This is a genomic window from Thermoplasma volcanium GSS1 (genome assembly GCF_000011185.1).
Lineage (GTDB): Archaea > Thermoplasmatota > Thermoplasmata > Thermoplasmatales > Thermoplasmataceae > Thermoplasma > Thermoplasma volcanium.
In genome coordinates this window covers 731,894-750,200 of record NC_002689.2, presented here as the reverse complement: position 1 = coordinate 750,200, position 18,307 = coordinate 731,894, and the positions used below count along the sequence as shown (strand labels likewise).

Annotated in this window: 22 protein-coding genes and 1 tRNA gene; 14 read left to right on the top strand and 9 right to left on the bottom strand. The window is 35.8% G+C overall.

The genetic code is table 11. From position 1 onward, the window contains the following. Positions 1-78: 78 nt before the first annotated feature. The 3 genes from TVG_RS03955 to TVG_RS03945 all read right to left on the bottom strand — a co-directional run bounded on the left by TVG_RS03955 (position 79) and on the right by TVG_RS03945 (position 4,485). A complete protein-coding gene (locus TVG_RS03955) occupies positions 79-1,071 on the bottom strand; it encodes a hypothetical protein (RefSeq protein ID WP_010916991.1) in 993 nt (330 codons plus the stop codon). A gap of 5 nt (positions 1,072-1,076) precedes the next feature. Beyond that, positions 1,077-2,453, bottom strand: coding sequence for a cytochrome ubiquinol oxidase subunit I (locus TVG_RS03950; protein ID WP_010916990.1), 1,377 nt, complete (start codon positions 2,451-2,453; stop codon positions 1,077-1,079). An 88-nt stretch (positions 2,454-2,541) separates the two neighbouring features. Beyond that, positions 2,542-4,485, bottom strand: coding sequence for a thioredoxin domain-containing protein (locus TVG_RS03945; RefSeq protein WP_010916989.1), 1,944 nt, complete (start codon positions 4,483-4,485; stop codon positions 2,542-2,544). Positions 4,486-4,837: 352 nt separating this feature from the next. On the opposite strand from TVG_RS03945, the gene TVG_RS03940 reads away from it, so the two are divergent. The 4 genes from TVG_RS03940 (at position 4,838) to TVG_RS03925 (ending at position 7,983) form a co-directional block, all read left to right on the top strand. Next, positions 4,838-5,407 carry a 2,3-diphosphoglycerate-dependent phosphoglycerate mutase gene (locus TVG_RS03940; RefSeq protein WP_010916988.1) on the top strand — a complete coding sequence of 190 codons (570 nt, stop codon included), beginning with the start codon at positions 4,838-4,840 and terminating at the stop codon, positions 5,405-5,407. A 300-nt stretch (positions 5,408-5,707) separates the two neighbouring features. Beyond that, positions 5,708-6,802, top strand: coding sequence for a chorismate synthase (gene aroC, locus TVG_RS03935; RefSeq protein WP_010916987.1), 1,095 nt, complete (start codon positions 5,708-5,710; stop codon positions 6,800-6,802). A gap of 22 nt (positions 6,803-6,824) precedes the next feature. Then, on the top strand, positions 6,825-7,772 hold the full coding sequence (locus TVG_RS03930) for an ROK family protein (protein ID WP_010916986.1): 948 nt from the start codon (positions 6,825-6,827) through the stop codon (positions 7,770-7,772). A 1-nt stretch (position 7,773) separates the two neighbouring features. Then, positions 7,774-7,983, top strand: coding sequence for a hypothetical protein (locus TVG_RS03925; RefSeq protein ID WP_048053981.1), 210 nt, complete (start codon positions 7,774-7,776; stop codon positions 7,981-7,983). Positions 7,984-7,987: 4 nt separating this feature from the next. Here TVG_RS03925 and TVG_RS03920 read toward each other — a convergent pair whose 3' ends face one another. Further along, a complete protein-coding gene (locus tag TVG_RS03920; protein WP_010916985.1) occupies positions 7,988-8,905 on the bottom strand; it encodes an alpha/beta hydrolase in 918 nt (305 codons plus the stop codon). 79 nt (positions 8,906-8,984) lie between these two features. Between TVG_RS03920 and TVG_RS03915 the strand changes: the two genes are divergently transcribed. After that, positions 8,985-9,058: transfer RNA gene (locus TVG_RS03915), tRNA-Arg, on the top strand. 103 nt (positions 9,059-9,161) lie between these two features. Here the strand turns inward: TVG_RS03915 and TVG_RS03910 are convergent. Both TVG_RS03910 and TVG_RS08515 read right to left on the bottom strand, forming a co-directional pair. Next, positions 9,162-9,533, bottom strand: a complete 372-nt coding sequence (locus TVG_RS03910) for a tyrosine-type recombinase/integrase (protein WP_010916984.1) — start codon at positions 9,531-9,533, stop codon at positions 9,162-9,164. 179 nt (positions 9,534-9,712) lie between these two features. Beyond that, positions 9,713-9,883, bottom strand: coding sequence for a hypothetical protein (locus TVG_RS08515; protein WP_162009538.1), 171 nt, complete (start codon positions 9,881-9,883; stop codon positions 9,713-9,715). 172 nt (positions 9,884-10,055) lie between these two features. Here TVG_RS08515 and TVG_RS03905 point away from each other — a divergent pair, with 172 nt between their 5' ends. The 6 genes from TVG_RS03905 (at position 10,056) to TVG_RS03880 (ending at position 13,647) form a co-directional block, all read left to right on the top strand. Continuing rightward, a complete protein-coding gene (locus TVG_RS03905) occupies positions 10,056-10,364 on the top strand; it encodes an Eco57I restriction-modification methylase domain-containing protein (RefSeq protein ID WP_010916983.1) in 309 nt (102 codons plus the stop codon). Then, positions 10,361-10,642: an N-6 DNA methylase gene (locus tag TVG_RS03900; protein ID WP_048053980.1), complete on the top strand. Its 282-nt coding sequence runs from the start codon at positions 10,361-10,363 to the stop codon at positions 10,640-10,642. The genes TVG_RS03905 and TVG_RS03900 overlap by 4 nt, the downstream gene beginning before the upstream one ends. 542 nt (positions 10,643-11,184) lie before the next feature. Next, positions 11,185-11,370: a hypothetical protein gene (locus TVG_RS03895; RefSeq protein WP_048053979.1), complete on the top strand. Its 186-nt coding sequence runs from the start codon at positions 11,185-11,187 to the stop codon at positions 11,368-11,370. A gap of 116 nt (positions 11,371-11,486) precedes the next feature. Beyond that, on the top strand, positions 11,487-12,023 hold the full coding sequence (locus TVG_RS03890; RefSeq protein ID WP_048053978.1) for a hypothetical protein: 537 nt from the start codon (positions 11,487-11,489) through the stop codon (positions 12,021-12,023). Continuing rightward, positions 12,020-12,517: a YwgA family protein gene (locus tag TVG_RS08115; RefSeq protein ID WP_010916982.1), complete on the top strand. Its 498-nt coding sequence runs from the start codon at positions 12,020-12,022 to the stop codon at positions 12,515-12,517. Before TVG_RS03890 ends, TVG_RS08115 begins: the two co-directional genes overlap by 4 nt. Further along, positions 12,508-13,647: a hypothetical protein gene (locus TVG_RS03880; RefSeq protein ID WP_048053977.1), complete on the top strand. Its 1,140-nt coding sequence runs from the start codon at positions 12,508-12,510 to the stop codon at positions 13,645-13,647. The genes TVG_RS08115 and TVG_RS03880 overlap by 10 nt, the downstream gene beginning before the upstream one ends. Before the next feature lie 73 nt (positions 13,648-13,720). On the opposite strand, the gene TVG_RS08975 is transcribed toward TVG_RS03880, so the two are convergent. Next, on the bottom strand, positions 13,721-13,891 hold the full coding sequence (locus tag TVG_RS08975) for a tyrosine-type recombinase/integrase (RefSeq protein WP_394295256.1): 171 nt from the start codon (positions 13,889-13,891) through the stop codon (positions 13,721-13,723). 333 nt (positions 13,892-14,224) lie between these two features. Here TVG_RS08975 and TVG_RS03870 point away from each other — a divergent pair, with 333 nt between their 5' ends. Beyond that, entirely contained in the window at positions 14,225-15,196 is a 972-nt protein-coding gene (locus TVG_RS03870) for a hypothetical protein (RefSeq protein ID WP_048053976.1), read from the top strand. A gap of 62 nt (positions 15,197-15,258) precedes the next feature. On the opposite strand, the gene TVG_RS03865 is transcribed toward TVG_RS03870, so the two are convergent. Further along, a complete protein-coding gene (locus tag TVG_RS03865; protein WP_010916981.1) occupies positions 15,259-15,849 on the bottom strand; it encodes a tyrosine-type recombinase/integrase in 591 nt (196 codons plus the stop codon). Between the two features lie 710 nt (positions 15,850-16,559). On the opposite strand from TVG_RS03865, the gene TVG_RS03860 reads away from it, so the two are divergent. Both TVG_RS03860 and TVG_RS03855 read left to right on the top strand, forming a co-directional pair. Next, positions 16,560-16,748 carry a hypothetical protein gene (locus TVG_RS03860; RefSeq protein ID WP_048053975.1) on the top strand — a complete coding sequence of 63 codons (189 nt, stop codon included), beginning with the start codon at positions 16,560-16,562 and terminating at the stop codon, positions 16,746-16,748. 18 nt (positions 16,749-16,766) lie between these two features. Continuing rightward, complete coding sequence (locus TVG_RS03855) at positions 16,767-17,441, top strand: HNH endonuclease (RefSeq protein ID WP_010916980.1); 675 nt, start codon at positions 16,767-16,769, stop codon at positions 17,439-17,441. Positions 17,442-17,899: 458 nt separating this feature from the next. On the opposite strand, the gene TVG_RS03850 is transcribed toward TVG_RS03855, so the two are convergent. Continuing rightward, complete coding sequence (locus TVG_RS03850) at positions 17,900-18,211, bottom strand: hypothetical protein (protein ID WP_048053973.1); 312 nt, start codon at positions 18,209-18,211, stop codon at positions 17,900-17,902. Positions 18,212-18,307: the final 96 nt, after the last annotated feature.

Here is an 18,307-nt window from a genome sequence, read left to right as displayed (position 1 = left end):
AATCAATTATTAAAAAAATAGAATTGCTTACTTATTATTTCTCATAAATATCAGAAAATAAAGTATTAAAAATACGAGTCACTTGGGTAGTGTAGTCATTTGATTTCTGCTGCTTCTGTAATTTACATACACGTAAAGCGAAAGCATGAAAGCTAGCAGAGTGAATCCAACTACCGTAGTAAGTATCGTACCAATAACCATTGGTCCCGTTGTTATAATTTGACTTAGCGGAAGCTTGCCGTTCATAGCAGATGGATAAACAGTGAAGTACAATGAATAAATTGAGACAATTAACAATACTATGAACAAAGCCTTGTTTGTAAGAATCTTTTTGGCTAGGCCTATCCGGTAAAGAATAGGTACACCTATTATTATAATTGCTGGAATAATTATAATGGGAGATATGTGGACGCCCATCTGCACGAAAGACACTATCCCTAGGATAAAACCGATTACTGAAGATATCACGCCGTAAGTTGAAAACCTATCCACGTCGTAAAATACTGGAGAAAGGCCGAATGCTATGAGTGCTGCGGATACTACAAATAGAATATCGCCAGGCCCAGCCAACCATGAGGCTAGGTTAAAAGATATCTCAGCGTTGCTTACTGAAAGCAACGAATCCACTGGATTTCCAGCTATGTCTATTTTCACCCCGTTTCCACTTATTATGGCAGATGAAAAGGCTAAGAACACTACAGATATGAGCAGAGTAGCTATAACGTAAATGTAATAAAGCTGCCTGTCAGTGAAAATTTTCCTGCTTCCAGCAAATTCGCCCAGTATTATAGCCACGTTCCTAACTATGAATAGTATAAGGAAAATCAGCAATAAAGCGGCGAATGCAAAAGCTGCAGGGATGAGTATGCCAGCAAACGTCGCATCGGTTTCAACAACAAACATTGCAAGGAATGTACCTGTAACTTCCCAAATTGGCGCCACGTAAGTCATTATCTTCTGCCCGCTGTTCTTCCAGTCGAACAGAAGCATAAAGCCTCCCATCAACTCTGTCAGTAGGAAGGCTACGGCTGCAGCGGTTGTAAAAAATTGAATAGCAAAAAGTGTAAACATTTTTATCACCTACCGTGAGCAGTTGAAGGCATTTTATAACTAGATATCTCCTTCTTGACGTCGCCCTGTTTCATCAGCCTGAATGCATACCAATACGAGAATGGCATCAGTATGGTATAGAACGCCATGATCAAGTACCCTGGAACAATAATTGACGGCGAGTAGTTGGCAGCCTGGTAAACTGTCATCACATTGTATATAATCCATGGCTGCCTTCCAACCTCATCTGTCACCCAGCCTCCAATGTAAATCGGTATAGTCAGGATCGCGAAGAGTATCTGTGCTACCATAAAACCCTTGCTTTCGTAGGGTTTCTTCTTAAGTATCCAGGCAATAAGTACAGACAGCAGAAAGAGCCCGAGAAGCGTGCCTCCAATTACCATGAGATCGAAGGTATCGTGCACTGCCAATGGAGGCCATGTACTCGTCGGAAACTGAGATAATCCTGGAACAGGAGTGTTTAAATTTCCATTGCCCGCAAGGAGACTCTGAACAAATGGAATTTTGATTCCACCTAATACATAGTAATGCCCGTTTTTTTCAACGATCGTGCCGAATAGGTGTTCTGGAGCGTCTCTTGCTATTGGGTATGGGTTAAGATCTAGAGCAGCATATTTTTCAGGCTGGTATGTGAGCAGCCCGCTCATCTCTAAGGTCCCAGACAGTCCGGCCATTATAATCAAGAACATGTTCATCGGAAATGTTACTTTAAGCCCCTTCATGTAAAGCGTCTTTGCTTCCTCGGTCTTCGCCCTTAGATACTGATAGGCAAAGAACGCCCCAAGGACCATCAACCCTGCAAAAGCAGTCACTATAACGACGTGGAACACTTCTCTTCCTGTAGATGGCGTTAAAGCTGTTATAAATGGATTCACATCTATAAGCTTGCCAGTTTTTTCATAGTAGCTTATGTTGAATCCGTTTGGTGTATTCATCCATGCATTGATCATAGTTATAAATACTGCGGAGGCGAGCGTACCGCCTGCTACCCCAAATGTGAGGAGCCAGTGATGCATCCTGTTCTTAAAGACGTCCCAGTAGTAATAGTAAGACACAAGCATTATAGTCTCGAGAAAGAATGCAAATATTTCATAGTAGAAAGGAAGGACGCCCACGACAGCTATAATAGTCATGAACTTCGGAAAGAGATCGATAAGTTCTACAGCCATTACAGCTCCTGACGCAGTACCAACCGCAAAGAACATAACCAGTGCTTTAGCAACTCTTCGTGTAAGCAGATCGTAGTATACGTCTTTATATTTTATAGCTATGTACTCTAGCACAGGCAATATCACTGAAAGCCCTATGCTCATAAGTACGATCAGAATGTGAGAACCAATAGAATAAGCGAAAAGTAGCCTATCGAAAGTTCCGATATTCATGGTTAAAGTAATTCATAGGTAGTATTTAAAACTAAAATTAACTTATTATAAAATAGTATCCACTGTAAATAAATAGATGTGAAAGTAGTTAATCGGCAAGTTTATAAATTGATCTCTTCAAAACATCAATAGATTCAACTGGATTCAAGCATGCAAAATACGTGCAAATGTTATACTTTTCAGATTCTAATTGGGAGAAGAGCGCAATTTCACTTGGAATTATGCTCTCAGCTTCCCTTACTTTATTGGCTCTACAAGAAACTACTTTTCCATATATGTGCTTCTCAGCAGAGATAACCATGGATGGGAAAGCAGACGGAAAACGAGATACTGCATCGAACACAGACGTAAGGGCTTGATCTGCAATCTGATGGTACTGAAGATCTTCTGTTAAAAGTGATAGATCATCAAGATCTGCAACAATTGTGGCGTATGGGGATTCTACTTCCGAATCAGCTATTTGTGGGTCATCTATTTCTTCTGATAGTTTAAACTTCCCATCAAAAAGAAATTTTATAGCCTCATCAGCTAATTTTTTAGCCTCTTCAAGGTACTTTTGATCAAATGTTATAGTGTAGAGATCGATTAGGCCCCTGATCAAAAAGGCGTAATCAAACAAGCTGGATTTAACCGATGCTGAGCCTTCAAAAAAGCTATGAAGAAGATAATCTCCAATCATGTTCTTAATAATGAATTCGGATACCGATACTGCCGAGTCAAGGAATTCTTTATCACCTGTTGCTCTGTAAGCCCAAGAAAGCGAAGAAATAGCCAGGCCATTCAAATCTGTAAGTATCTTTTTGTCTACCGATGGCTTCTTTCTCTTCTTCTCAGCTTCCCTTAGCTTTTCAATAGACCTACTTAACATGTCCGTACTTCCATTTTCCTCTATGGATCTTCTATACTCATCGAAACTGCCCGTAAAATATATAAGATTGTCACCTGTTTGGCCATAAAGTTCATCCATATAGTTGCCGCCTTCACTAATATCAAATATGGCCCTAAATGCTTCAAAATCTTGGCCGAGAGCCACTTTTAAGTCTTGGAAACTCCATTTATAGTACCCCCCTTCATTTCCATCAACGTCAGCATCCATGCCAGAATAATATCCATGGCCTGGCCAGTAAAGATTTTCATCCATGAACCTTTTGATGTCATATATCATATCCCTATACACATTGTCACGGGTAAGCATAAACATCTTCGAAAAGAGTTTCATAAGTTGCGTCTGAGTATAAAGCATCTTCTCAAAATGCGGAACTATCCACATTGTATCCGTTGAATATCTAAAGAAACCACCGTTTACCAGATCATGTATGCCCCTTATTGATATCGTCTTCAGAGTTAAGCCTATGAAGTTGAGAATTTCCTCATTTCCCGTTTCGTAAAATCTTTCTAATAGATAGTTAAGCGCCGGTGTATTGAAAAACTTAGGAGAGCCAGAAAAACCACCATCCTGCAGGTCAAAGGATGTGCGTAATGACAACTCAAGCTTTGAGAAAACATCGACATTGATTTTAGCTCTTCCTGGCATTCTATTTTTAACTGCATCCATAACAGCGACAGCTTGACTTTCGAACTGTTGAGGATCATTTTTCCATATTAACGCGATCTGCTGAGCCAGCGTCTTGAGTCCTGTCATCCCTCTTCTATCCTCTTTCGGCACATAAGTAAAAGCAAAGACAGGGCGCCGGTCAGGCAGCAAAATAACGTTCAGAGGCCAGCCCCCGCTGCCGTTAATAACTGCAGAAACGTTCATAAAATAAGAGTCAAGATCAGGCCTTTCCTCCCTATCAACCTTTATGCATACATAGTTTTTATTTAATATATCAGCTACGTCCTTATCAGAGAAACTCTCGTCATGAATAACATGGCACCAATGGCAGGTTGAGTATCCAATGCTCAAAAATATAAGCCTATTTTCCGCAGCAGCCTTTGAGAAGGCTCTTTCAGACCACGGCATCCAGTCTATTGGGTCGTTGGAATGCATCAGCAGGTAAGGGCTTTTTTCGTGCACAAGTTCATTCGCCATGGAGAATTATTATTACCTTATTGATAACAGCTTCGTATTATTTTTATTCAATTTCTTTGATTAGGTTACTGCCTGATTATTTAGATTTAGAAATCGGAAGATCTATTTCATTTTAAGAGAGAATAGGCAACGATACGAAGAAACGGCTTGATACCCAATTTGAGCTCGCGCCAGATATTCATAGAAGCACTTTATTTTCTAATACTTTAGAATGCTTTGATAGTAAGGACCAATAACGAAGCAAAGTCGGAAAATTAAATGGTTCTCACCAACAAATACCTTAAAAAATATTGTTTAATGAATGGTATGCATTCCCTAACCTTATTATAACAAATCAAAATTCAAAAAACATATGAATAGGGCCATACTGGTAAGGCACGGAGAAAGCGAAACCAACCTCTACGGCATAATATCATCCGATTATGATAGGTATCCATTAACTCAATACGGTAGAGAGCAGGTTACCTTTATTGCACCTAAACTTGCCGAACTCAAGTTTGATGGCATCATTACTAGCCCAATCCTCCGTGCAGTACAGACCGCTAGGATCATTGCTAATAAATGTGGCCTTGAAATATTAACTGATGACAGAGTCAGAGAATCAGGGTTTGGCCCATATAATAATATGCACATTTCTGAGATCCCGTGGAAGAGCAGAGAGGATATGAAGATGGAACCTTGGGAATCGCATGTAAAACGCATGAGAGAGGTAATCAACGAATATGATGGTAGTTATATAATCGTTAGCCATGCATATCCAATAAAGGCTCTAATATGCGATATGCTTGGCATGGGAGAAGATGACTGCTACAGCGTAGAGATAAAGAATGCTTCAATGAGTGCAATTGATGTTACGAATGGAAGGGTCCTTAGCATAGGCACGTTCTTGATAAGCGATAGAGTCAAAAGATTCTTTTCATGACGATTCTCCGAAACTGTTAGCTCATTTTTATCCTTAGTTTAAATGCAAATTGAAATACCATAAAGCTAAGCATATCGTTCGTAACACTAAATCCACGAGGTGCTTATTGAATGATGAATGCATCGTTGGATGATATGATCAATTTTTACGGTAACTATATTGTTCGATAAGAATGCAAAATGGAAACCATAGTGCGAATATGATAGAAGAGCAAAGACAATATAGCGTAAACATTCATATTCTCATATATTCTGTGGCTATTGGCGATCACAGTTAAATCCATATTAGCAATATGTGGTCATGTTTTATCTTGGCAATGTACTAAAGTTAAGCCTATTTGGCTCATCCCACGGTGAAAGCGTCGGATCCTTAGTAGACGGATTTCCTGTTGGATATAAAATTCCTCTCGACTACATACAAAAATATATGGAATACAGAAGGCCAGGCAATACTATTATAACTTCCCAAAGGAAGGAAGAGGATGTTGTAAAGATAATATCTGGGATGCACAACGGCTTCACGGACGGTAGCCCTATAACTATGATCATAGAGAACAAGAACGTCATATCCTCTTACTATGAAGAACTGAAAGAAAATCCGCGGCCCGGACACAGTGATTACACATTATACGTAAAATATGGGGATTTCCGCAATTACGAGGGGGGAGGTTTCCTCTCCGGGCGGATGACAGCTCCGCTGGTCGCTGCAGGTGCATTGGCAAAATCTTACCTAGATTCTCTAGGAATAAAGATAACAAGCTATATGAAGTCGATTGGAGAAGTTACTTGCGATGAAATTAGAGGTGACCCATATAATTTTGAGACGAGAATTCCAGATCCAGAAAAAAATTCTCTAGCAACATCACTCTTAGTAGACATAATGAAGTCAGGAGACAGTATTGGAGGAAGGATCGACACAATAGTTGAGGGTTTGCCCCCTGGAGTGGGAGAACCATTTTTTAATTCTGTGGAAAGTGAGATATCAAGGGCTATGTTTTCGATACCAGCCGTAAAGGCTATAGAGTTCGGCGATGGTTTCACTTTGTCTAAAATGAAAGGTTCAGAGGCAAACGATCCGTTTACAGTGCTCGACGGCCATATTCTAACTAAAACAAACCACAATGGCGGCATACTTGGAGGCATGACAACAGGCATGCCAGTAAAGTTTTCTATAGCAGTAAAACCAACGCCGTCGATTCACAAGAAGCAGGATACAATAAACCTGATCAGCAAGGAAAAATCCGAAATAACAGTAAAGGGCAGGCATGATCCTTGCGTTGCGATAAGGGCGGTACCGGTCGTCGAGTGTTTAACTGCATTCGTGTTAATGGATCTCATGATGATGGGGGGCTTTATAGATCGATACGGAAACGTAAGAGGAAGATCACTTTTATAAGCAAAGATAAAATGTAAGTCACGTGGCATTAAAGATTCTAGGCTATGACGTTGGAGGTACGAAAATTTCAACTGTGGTCGGAAACGATAACGGAAATATACTTTCAAATGTGCGTATGCCGACTGTCAAACATCTTGGGAAGAAAAGGCTTATTGAAGAAATGATAACGATGGGTGATGCTGCACTCAAAAAAGCCGGTGTTGACAAACCAGACATGATAGGGATAATTTTTGCCGGGCCGGTAGACAACAAAAAGGGAGTAGTTATAGCTTCCCCCAACATATTCGGGCTAAGCAACTTCAATATCGTAGAACCAATACAAAAGTATTATGGAGCTAAAACTTACTTGGAAAACGATGCTACAGCCGCTGCTATAGCTGAAAGGCTTTTTGGATCTGGAAAGAACGTCGATAATTTTGTGTATATGACGCTCAGTACGGGCATTGGAGGCGGCATATTCATAAACGGAAAATTATATAAAGGTGCCCACGGAATGGCAGGAGAATTGGGCCATAGTGTTATAATGGTAAACGGCCCTACTTGCGGATGCGGAAGAAGAGGCTGCCTAGAAGCCCTTGCAGGAGGCAAAGCTATAGCAAGGAGGGTCATAGAGAACCTTAACGCTGTGAGGGATTCGAATTTCTTCTCAAGAATAAGGCCGACAGAGATAACGGCTGAAAAGGTATTTGAAGGAAAGAAGAAAGGTGATATGTTTTCACAGTTGATTCTCGAAGAAACAATATACTATTTAGCTGTTGGCATAGTGAACATCATAAACATACTTGACCCTGAATTGGTTATAATTGGAGGCGGCATATCAAAGGCAGGCAAGGATCTCTTCGATCCGCTGAATGATGCAATTAGAGAAGAATTTAAAAGCATGTACAGACCATTCAAAATAGTGCCCGGATTAGAGAATGGATCTGATCTTGCTGCAATATCTGTGCCACTGTATAAAGAGAGCGAATGATATGGAGAAAGATAAGGCTAACATAGAAAAGTGCATTTACTACAATTCAGGAAATTGCGAACTTTCATCCTATGTAACAAAATGCACATTATGCCTCAACTATAAATCTTTTTATCAAATTGGCAAAAAGAAAAAGCTAATCTACGACATATTTGACCTCGAACCAGAAATAGCTGAGATCAGCTCAGGATCACAATCAAAATTATTCTAAATCTTCAACTCTCCAAAATGGTGTGAATTGCACCTGAAATCATCATCAATGAAACATCTGCCGCCCTGAAAAGATGGAAATTTGATAGGAATCCGTGTATCATGCCGTTTACCCTAATTGATGTAACTGGCACTCCACTATCCCTAAGCGTTGCAGAGTAAGTTTCGCCCTGTTCCAGTAAAGGATCGTATTCATCTGTTACTACAATAGCTTCTGGAAGACCAGATAAATCGGCTAGTATAGGCGAAAAGTAAGGATTTAAAGCGTCCTCAATGCTATTTAGGTATTGGGAAGAAAACCAGTTCAAGAGCTCTTTGGTCAAATAGATCGAACTATACTCCAGGTACGATTTAGAAGTCATATCTGGACCCGTTGATGGGTATACTAAGACCTGCAGCCTAGGAAGCTTTATACCTTTATCCCTCGCCATCAGGCTTGCTACGGCTGCAAGATTCCCTCCAGCGCTGTCTCCCATTAATGCTATCTTATCGCTGTCCACACCTAATTCCTCGCTTCTTTTCAAAACGTACAGATAAGAATTAAACGCGTCTATTTGGGCTACAGGGAACTTGTTTTCCGGGCCTAGCCTATAGCCTACTGATATTACCTTCGATCCAGAATACTTCGCTATCCGCCTGCACAGCGAATCGTGCGTCTCTATACTCCCAAAAACGAAACCGCCGCCATGGAAGTAGAGTACAAGTGAATCTGAATTAGAATCGTCGTATAGTCTAGCAGGAAGCTTAGCTGCATCGGTATCCAAGATCATATCCTCAACTACGGATATCTTCACTTTAGGAGCACCAGAGGCCGGAGTGTCGAATATCTTTCTAAGATCTTCTATTGGAGTCTTGTTGAGTTCTGGAACGCTTACCTTCGACATCGCATCTAAATATTTTCTTACTTGTGGATCTATAGGCATAGGGTTTACATCAAACATTCTAAAATAAGCCTTTTGTATGTTGCGCTTTGTTTTAATATTAATACACGATAGGGAAAGCGGGCCTGTGAGGTAGTCAGGATATCCCATCGGCCCTCGGAGCCGACAACCCGGGTTCAAATCCCGGCAGGCCCGTACAATCCGAATCCAATGAATTATGGACCTTCTTTAATTTTCTCATTGCATTTATTTCATCATCCCAAGAAGGATGCAGATAAAATTCCGTTGAACTCAAATCCTAGTGGCCTAACAATCTCGCAACGTAATAAATATTCACTCCGGATTTGAAAAGTTCAGTAGCATACGTATGCCTTACCATATGCGGATGCCATTTTACTCCGGCCATTATGCTTATTTCATGGCATATTTTCGTGAAATAATTATAGCTCAATTTCTTCCAGGATGCAGTAGTAAAAACGTAATCACGGTCCTCCAAATTTTTCTCCGGAGTCCTTACCTTTAAATAATCCATCAAAGCTTCCTTTGTCTCTGGAGGCAAATATACTAATCTTTCTTTTTGTCCCTTGCCTAAAACTTTTATTGTATCATCGTAAATATTTGATATTTTTAAGTCGCATGCTTCCTTTAATCTTAATACGCAGTTAAACAAACAGAAAGCATTGCTTTTTCCCTTAAGCCCTTATTTGCAACTGTTTCCATCAATTTCTCGTTTGTTCTTCAGTGCAATACTTTATTCCAAAACTTCCGTATTGCCTGAAATATTTGAATGGCTGGAATCTCTTGTATTTGCTCCATCTGTTCAATATTTTTATATAGCCATCGGCTGTTTTATTTCCTTTTTTTGCCATCCTTGTCTAATAAATGTCTGTATAGATGTTCTGTCATTGATATCACATCTTCTTTCCGTGTATTCCATTTTTTCATTGTAAGTTTCATTGTGCTTGGAGACATGCGAAGTTCACCTATGAGATAAGTTTCAAAATCCTCTAATTTAGTCATCAAGCCTTGACCTCCTCATACTTGTCAGCAAGCATAGCTAACAGACGCTCAAATGAAATATCAATATTCTTTTCTACCGCTAACTTATGTTTGATTTTACTAAGTTTGAGATCCGTTTCAGTTATAGCTCCTTTAATTTTTTCATTTTAATGCATATTTATTACCTTCAAGCTTGATTGATGGCCCATCAATTTCCGATGAGTCTTTCAAATGGAAAGCAGAATTTCCGGAAATAATGAAAAATGGAGGTTTTTATATCGTTATCGGGAATCCGCCATATGTGGATATTAAAGGGTTAGACCCTACAATTGTAAAATATCTTTTTAGTAATTACACCACGGTTGAGAATAGAATGAATCCCTACTCGGCATTTGTTGAAAGAGCAGCGAATTTGTTAAAAAATTATGGATATTTCGGATTTATTATTCCCAATTCTATTTTGTACAATGAATCATACAAAAAACACGGACTCTTCTATTGAAACAGACCACCATAACCAAAATTGTTAGACTTCCTGACGATGTTTTTGACGGTGTTAAGATTGAAATAGTTATATTGATCTATAGGAAGAGTAAAGAAAGATCAAAATTAAAAGAATGTGAAGTTTATTTGTATTCAAGAAATGCAAAAATCAATTCAATTAATGAAAATAATTGTTCGAACATTATTCAGTATAATCAGAATAAATGGGAACTTAATGATTATGCCATTAATATTTCCATAAACAAAATGTCAAAAACCATATTGGAAAAAATTTAGAAAAGTAGTACATAAAATCTTTTTGATGTATGTGATTTCTCATTAGTATTAACTCCATATGACAAATACAAAGGACAGTCTCAACAGAAAATAAGCGATCGGATTTTTCATTCAGATACTAAAAAGAATGAAACGTTTAAGCCTCTCTTATCGGGCAAGAACATTATACGGTAGGGTATATTTTGGTACAAGAAAAAATACATAAGCTGTGGAAATTGGCTAGCTGTTCTTAGGGAAAAGAGATTTTTACAAGTCCGCATATAGTTGTGAGGCAGATAATTAGTGGTAAATCACTTAGGATATATGCCAGTTATACTGAAGAAGAATTATATAATACGCAAATAGCTTTTAATTTAATATCAAAAAATTAGAATGAATTCAGAATAACGTACATACTCGCTTTACTTAATACAAAGTTAATAAATTATTATCATAAAGAAAAATATCCTGACCCAACAAAAACACTTCTTCAAAAAATACTAATTGTTAACGCTAAAAAATTTCCAATAAAAGTAATACCTATTTCTGAACAAGATGAGATTGTGGGACTCGTTGAAAAAGTTATAACATTAAACAAAAAACTAAACCAGTTCAATGGTAAAAAGACTGATGAAAATTATGAAATATTAGACGAAATTAAGAGAGTGGACACGCAAATTGACATAGCTATTTATAGATTATATGGACTAACTGCCGAGGAAAGGAAGGTAATAGAAGAAAGCAGTTAATAACAAGAGGTGAAAAAAAGTTGGATCGAAAAAATTCAGTAATATATTTGCTAATGAGCAATAAAAATATTAAGTATAAAATGATTAAACAATTATAAAGAACACCGGTGATAAAAATGGGTGATTATTGCAAATATTGCGGTTCTAGCGATTTAGAAAAAGTAAAGTATGAAGCAAAGTATACTAACTCAACTAAAACTTCAAAACATATAGGTTTATCCCATATTATTAAAGCCGGTGTGGATAATTCATCAGAAGGAAAAATTGAAAATACATTATATATAGATACCTATCATTGTAAAAAATGTAAAAAAATAGATTGCCTATGTAATATAGAACCTTTAGAAATTAGTATATCAGGTGATTATGAATACAAAATTATTATACCCGATGCATTTCAGGAATTATTAAAAAACTTTCATGTTGATGAAATTAAATTAAAAAATTTAATTTCTAATTTAGTAAATCAAAGAGGCATAAAGAAAAATATAAATGATTTTATTACAAACGGAAACAACAAATATAAAAATAACATGATTGGGTTTCATCACAAATTAAAAATAGATAACCGGGATATCTCTATAAATATATTAATGGAAATGAAAGATGGTATGTTGTTAAGGATAATATACGATGGTGGCAAATCTATATGATAAATGTAAAAATAGAAACAGACTGGGATAAATTATTGAGCGACTATGAAAATAGTAAAGAACTTAATGTAGAGGATATTATACTTTTACTGTTAAATTACGGTAAAATTTCAGGGAAAACAATGATGCAAAAGCAGGTTTTCCTTACTGTGAAGGAAGTATTTACTAATATTTCCGCTTTATATCATCCAGATAAGTATGGGCCTTATAGCCAGCTAGTTTCCGATATAGTAGTGAAGTTAATTAATGATGGCAAAATAATAAAATTTAACAGGGGTGAGGGCCACGCTACTTATGCCATCACAGAAAGCGGGAAAGAATACATAAATAAAGTTATTAAAAGTAAAAATATAAACAATGAGGACCTTGAAAAACTTAGAAAAAACAAATATGATTGGGATGAATGGGATACAAAGGGCATATTAAGGTATGTATACAGGAATTATCCTGAATATGCAACAAAGACTAAGGTGCCTGAATTAAAATGGGAATAAACATAAGACCGGAAGAAAGAAGCGAAAACAATTTAACAAGATTGAATATAAAGTATGATAAAGGAAATGTAGAAACACCAAATAGATTTGTTAATAGGTATGATATTAACGCTAAAAGCCATTTAGGTGCACACATTCCCTTAACGAGAATAAGAAATTTATTTATTTATGAAGAACCCATTAGTAATAAAGAACTTAATAGTATTTTAAATACAAATGATTATTTAGCGACATTAAAAAATAAAATAGAAGACTATTTTATAAGGATAGAGAATAAGAACTGCCTTAAAGCAGTTTATATTAAATTAACAGGCAATGTAAAAGACTATGTTTTTAAAAATAGGGATTCTGAAACATCCGCTAAAATTAAGAAATTTATCTTTGATCTGTCAAGTGAATTAAATACTGATTTTTATATTTTTCAATCGGAATTATTGAATGATAATTCAATAAAATTTCTAAATAATAATATTGTATTTAGCCCTCTATTTTATATAAAGGACCATAAAACAATTCAAAATTCTCTGCCTAACTGGATTACACAGGAAAGTACTTTGGTTCCATTTATTAGTTTCACATATTCATCATATTTAAATGCAAATATTTCATATCAGTATATTATAAAATATTTAGATAAAATTCACGAATCTGATAAGGGAATAATAAGTACTGATATACCAAGAATATTCAGTAACCTTGCATCTCCTTATGGCCATGTTTCTGCCCCACATTATTCGAGTTTTATAATTTCAGATATCACTGCAGAAATATACAATGGTGGGCACGGTAATTTCAAAAAAGTGCCGAATACCCGAATATTCGAAAAAACCAATCTGGCTTTACCTAAAATTTCTAATAAATCTAATAATGCGGAAATACATAAAAATGAAGATTCTATATTTGGGAATGACGAAAATTTAAAAAGTCTCTTCTGGCGTACTCTCCAAAACCAAAATGTAGATATGGACATTAAGAACAATAGGCCTGCATATATATCAAGGATTCATGAATCGGTTATGACTTCAAGTGAGTATGATAATATGAGGAACAGCATAAAACAACACGATTTAATGAACTATAGAAAGTCAAAAATGGAGTTAAACAAATTGCTGGAAAATCAAAAACTTTGATAATACCCATTTTTGAAGCATGTATTACACATATAAATTAAAATATCACCACTCTTAGTGCTTCTCTTTCAATTTACAGCGTAATTACAAAGTAATACTGTAGTGTGGTCATTGTATTCTTATGGCTTAATCTTCTTGCTATTACCTGAATCGGAACTTCCTTCAATAATAAGTATATGGCCAATACGTGCCCGAACATATGAGGATACAATTCCAGTCCTATTTTAAGGCCATATTCATGTATTATCTTCTACGCCCTTTGTCTGCTTATATTGAATAGTTTTCCATTAATATTGTATTTGCTTGTAAATAAGGATGCATTCAGTAACAAATCATCATATATAGGGACTTTATTAACAAAATTATGCCTTTTCTTTACAATTACTGTTATCATCTTTTTTATATTTATTATATCTGATTTCTTCCGCCTAATTCCCACATGCAGTTCACCATCAAACATACCCCTAGCTTTCAGAAATGGAATCCTCTCCTTATTTAAATAATGAGTATTTATAGAGCTATTGAGCCTAAAATTGTTGATAGTAAAAATTAATAATTATGGCTATCTTATTATTTTGTGAGTGAAAACCAATATATAACAAAAAAAGAAATAATAGAGGAATTGCTGTATAAAGACCGTAATTTCTTCTTAAACAATAATCCAGAATTTAACATTTTCAAGTATACAGCATTTTTTGCTGTAGTGACCTTTACCTTTCAACCCATCATTGTTATGGTAAATATTTTTAGTGCTTTCAGTTATCTGATATACATTCAGTTACTTGAATTTCAATTGAGCTTTTACTTTATTATTGCTCTGATAATGCTTTATATTGGACTCACTCGTGCTATCAGAACGTCTTATTACAACAGAAAAGGTGTTTATCTGAGATTATATAAATGTAGGATCTGTGATTTTACATCTTTTTCTGAATTCTATTCAAATCTTCACATAGTCTCACACCCAGATCACACATTGAAATATAATCAGATTTTAATTAAATATGCCAAAGAGCCCAAGAAAACATGGTTTACTAGACTTTCAACAATTAGTAAACGTAAAAGACTGGAGAAAAACTATGATCGTGATTTTATCATTCTAAGTAAAACTGACCAGAGGAATGAAAACGAAATAAAAGGTGGCAAATGGCTTCAGGTCCGCTCCGTAGGTATTATACTATCGATAATTATTTTGCAAGCTTACATATATTATTCATATTCTTTATTTAGGTCGCCAGAAATAATTATAGGAACACTAATAATTTTTGGCATTTTTTATATTATTTGTTTTTATATATTTATTCAGCTTAACACTCAAGACGTCGAGAATGCACATATATTCAAGTTAGAACTAGAATATAAACAAGAACAAGAAAATCCTTATATAGTATTCCACCACGCCAAGATAGACCTTTCGTACTGGAAAAGTATTAATAAGAAGCTGAAACTAAAGCCCATAGAAGTGCAGGATGGAGAGCTATTTATTGTTGACAAGATTGTAATAAACAATTGCGGAGAGATTATTGATGCAATTCCTGAAGAATCATAAGGTGTCCTCATGCTCGTTTTTTGAGATTTAAATGCCTTTGAATCAATATCTTTCATAAAAGCCTATAATAGTACGCCACGCAATGCTTCCCGTTCCATATATGGTGTAATCACAACATGATACTGCAATATCGTCATTGCATTCTTATGGCCTAGCCTTCTTGCAATAACCTGTATAGGAACTCCTTTCAATAATAAATATATAGCCAGTCCGTGCCTGAACATATGCGGATGCAGATTTAACCCTATTTTATTCCCATAACCTTTTATTTTTTTCCATGCGGTTTGCCTATCCATTTTAAATAATCTTCTATTACTTACATTAAGTTCCCTCATGAAATTAGAGAATGCTAATAATAAATTATCTGATACTGGTATTTTGTTTATAAATCCTCCTCCTTTCTTAACTTTTAAAATTACCAACTTATTCATAAAATCTATATCTTTAACTTCTATATTCAAAATATCTGATATTCTTCCGCCTAATTCCCACATGCAGTTTACTAACAATACATCCCTGGCTTTTAAATATGGTATTATTTTACTGTTTAAATAGTGATTATAAAGATTATTAATTATCTCATTAATTAGACTCTGGTATTCATCATATGTTATATGGTCAGGAAGATCCGTTTCATCTTTTATTTTCACCATTGAGTTTTATAACTTAATTCGTTCACAATGCAACAATTCTTATAAAAGCATCATTATTTTAAATATAAATGTTTTTCTCTTATTGTTTTTTGATTGCTTTAAAAAAATAGTATATAAAACAATGCAACAAAACTACACCTTTTGTTGCATAATATAATTTTTATAACAAAACTATACATTATCTTTTATGACATGCCCAATAGTCTATCTTATAAAACCGAGGGTATATTAACGTTATATTAATATATTTTACATTGATATAATTCCATGTATATAGCTAAAATTGTTAAATTCTAAATCATGCATTTGAAAAATGAAAAGATTATATTGCATGTTATAAGGTTAGAAATCATAGGAAAATCGTGAAACTGCAAGTATATACAGATCTATTTACTAAAGAAAAACAAATAATCCATAAAAAGTGAAACACTTAAGAAATAGGCTTTAAGGCTTGCTTAGTTATATTTTTCTTCTATCCTATGTGAACAATCTCATTAGTACCATACAGATATGATTTATGGGCGAAAAGATTTAACATCTAAATAGAATCATTATGATATATATCAAAGTGACATTAAAACCACAGATAATAGATGCAATGCATGAATAACATTTGAACAAAATACTCAACAAGTTAAAAAACAATAACGAATGCCAACAATCCAAAAACACAAAAAATAAAAAGCTATAATGGATTGAGAATTGATTTTATGGTTTATGGGATCATATATCATACGGACAAGGGGTGGCTGGATTATCTCAAATTGAATTATAGGGGTGGAGAATTCAACTTCTGGACGACAAGGACAACTCAGTTGAATGTCGGAGACCACATACCGCTATTCTTTAAAACCGGGGATGGGAAGATAGTCGGCATGGGCGAACTGGTAAGGAAATAGTTCCTGACTGTTGACGAGATGTGGGATAAATACGGTACTATGAACGGCATGGGCAGCAAGTCGGAACTAGAAGAACGGTTCAGCAAATACAATAAAGGGGAAAAGGAACCTGTGCTGTGCCTTATTCTGGAGGACTTCGTGATCTTCGAGAAACTGGTTCCGCTTTCCCTTATAGATTCAGAGGGAATGCAGGTCTTCAAATACATACAGGATGAAAAGATGCTGGATACAATACTCAGCGCGGCTGGAGTAATATCAACTTCCGGCAAGGAACAAACCCTTAATTTAGATGCCATTGATCCCAAGTTCAGGAAGGCGTTTTTAAATTCAAGGCTATTCCAGGGCAAATTAAGAAAGAAAGCCCTTGAATACTATGGCCACAGATGCCTATTATGCGGAATAGACGTCGATGACCTGTTAGTTGTTTCCCACATAAAGGATGTATTTCTTTTTCCGGAAGATGCCGGAAATCTTTATAATACCTTGCTGCTTTGCAGGCTGCACGATGGCATGTTTGACAGAAAGCTCATTTCAATAGGCGATAACAATCGTATAATAGTTGGCAGTATCCTTAAAAATTCTCGAAGCGAAAAACTGCAGAGGGAAGTCCAGGAAATGGAAAGCACAACGATAGATAGGGATTTAAAGGAATCAAAAAAGTTTCTTGAATGGCACAGGGCAAAGTTGCGATAAAGGTTATATGGTGATAATGAAATATCAACATGTTTAGGTCAAAGCATGGCCTGAACAACTGAAGATCAACTTATTCAAAGAGATCATCTTTCTGAAATAAATTTATAATTAGCTTAAGCAATAAATGATCTTGATTGGATTAGGTCTATTCGACGCTCTATAAATAAATAACATTTGGAGTACTACGAAAAACTCTCAAGGGATCTATTACCCGCATACTGCTGTAGGCAATATAAACAATGCTATCAAGGAACATGAAATTCATTGACAGTATTGGCAACCACTGAAATAAAGATGAAAGCAATGTCTGAAAGATCAAAGAGACATGTGAGAAAAGCGAAGCTGGACGATGCAATAAAATTAATAAGGAAAAAAAGTTAAAGAGAAAGTTAAAAGAACCTTTTTCATGGATGGGATATGACGTGGGTCAATATTACAGGAAGGAATTAGCGTAGATTTTATCCAAATTGAAAAATTATTGATGCCCAAACCGCTATAAATAATGAAACTTGTACTGTAAGGTTCAACAGCGAACCATAAGTATGAAAAGCAAAGACGATCTCATGCGAATTTATATAGTTGACAGGGCCGACCTGAATACTGCCATATAACAATGTACTAAAGAAGGGGAAATCTGTTTTCTGTCTAACCTTGAAAATCAAGAAGAGTGCAAACGGAACAAAATAGCCAAAATTTTCTGCCTTATATACCATAACTGGCAAAGCACCATAGACATAGGAAACGCTGTTAACATAGCGACTGAAGTTCACGTATCCAACAGCATAGGTGAGATTTGAATTATTGTATATATAGGAAGGGGCTCATTGTACGGTATTACACTTGAATTGAATTCTATGGTCGGAGCC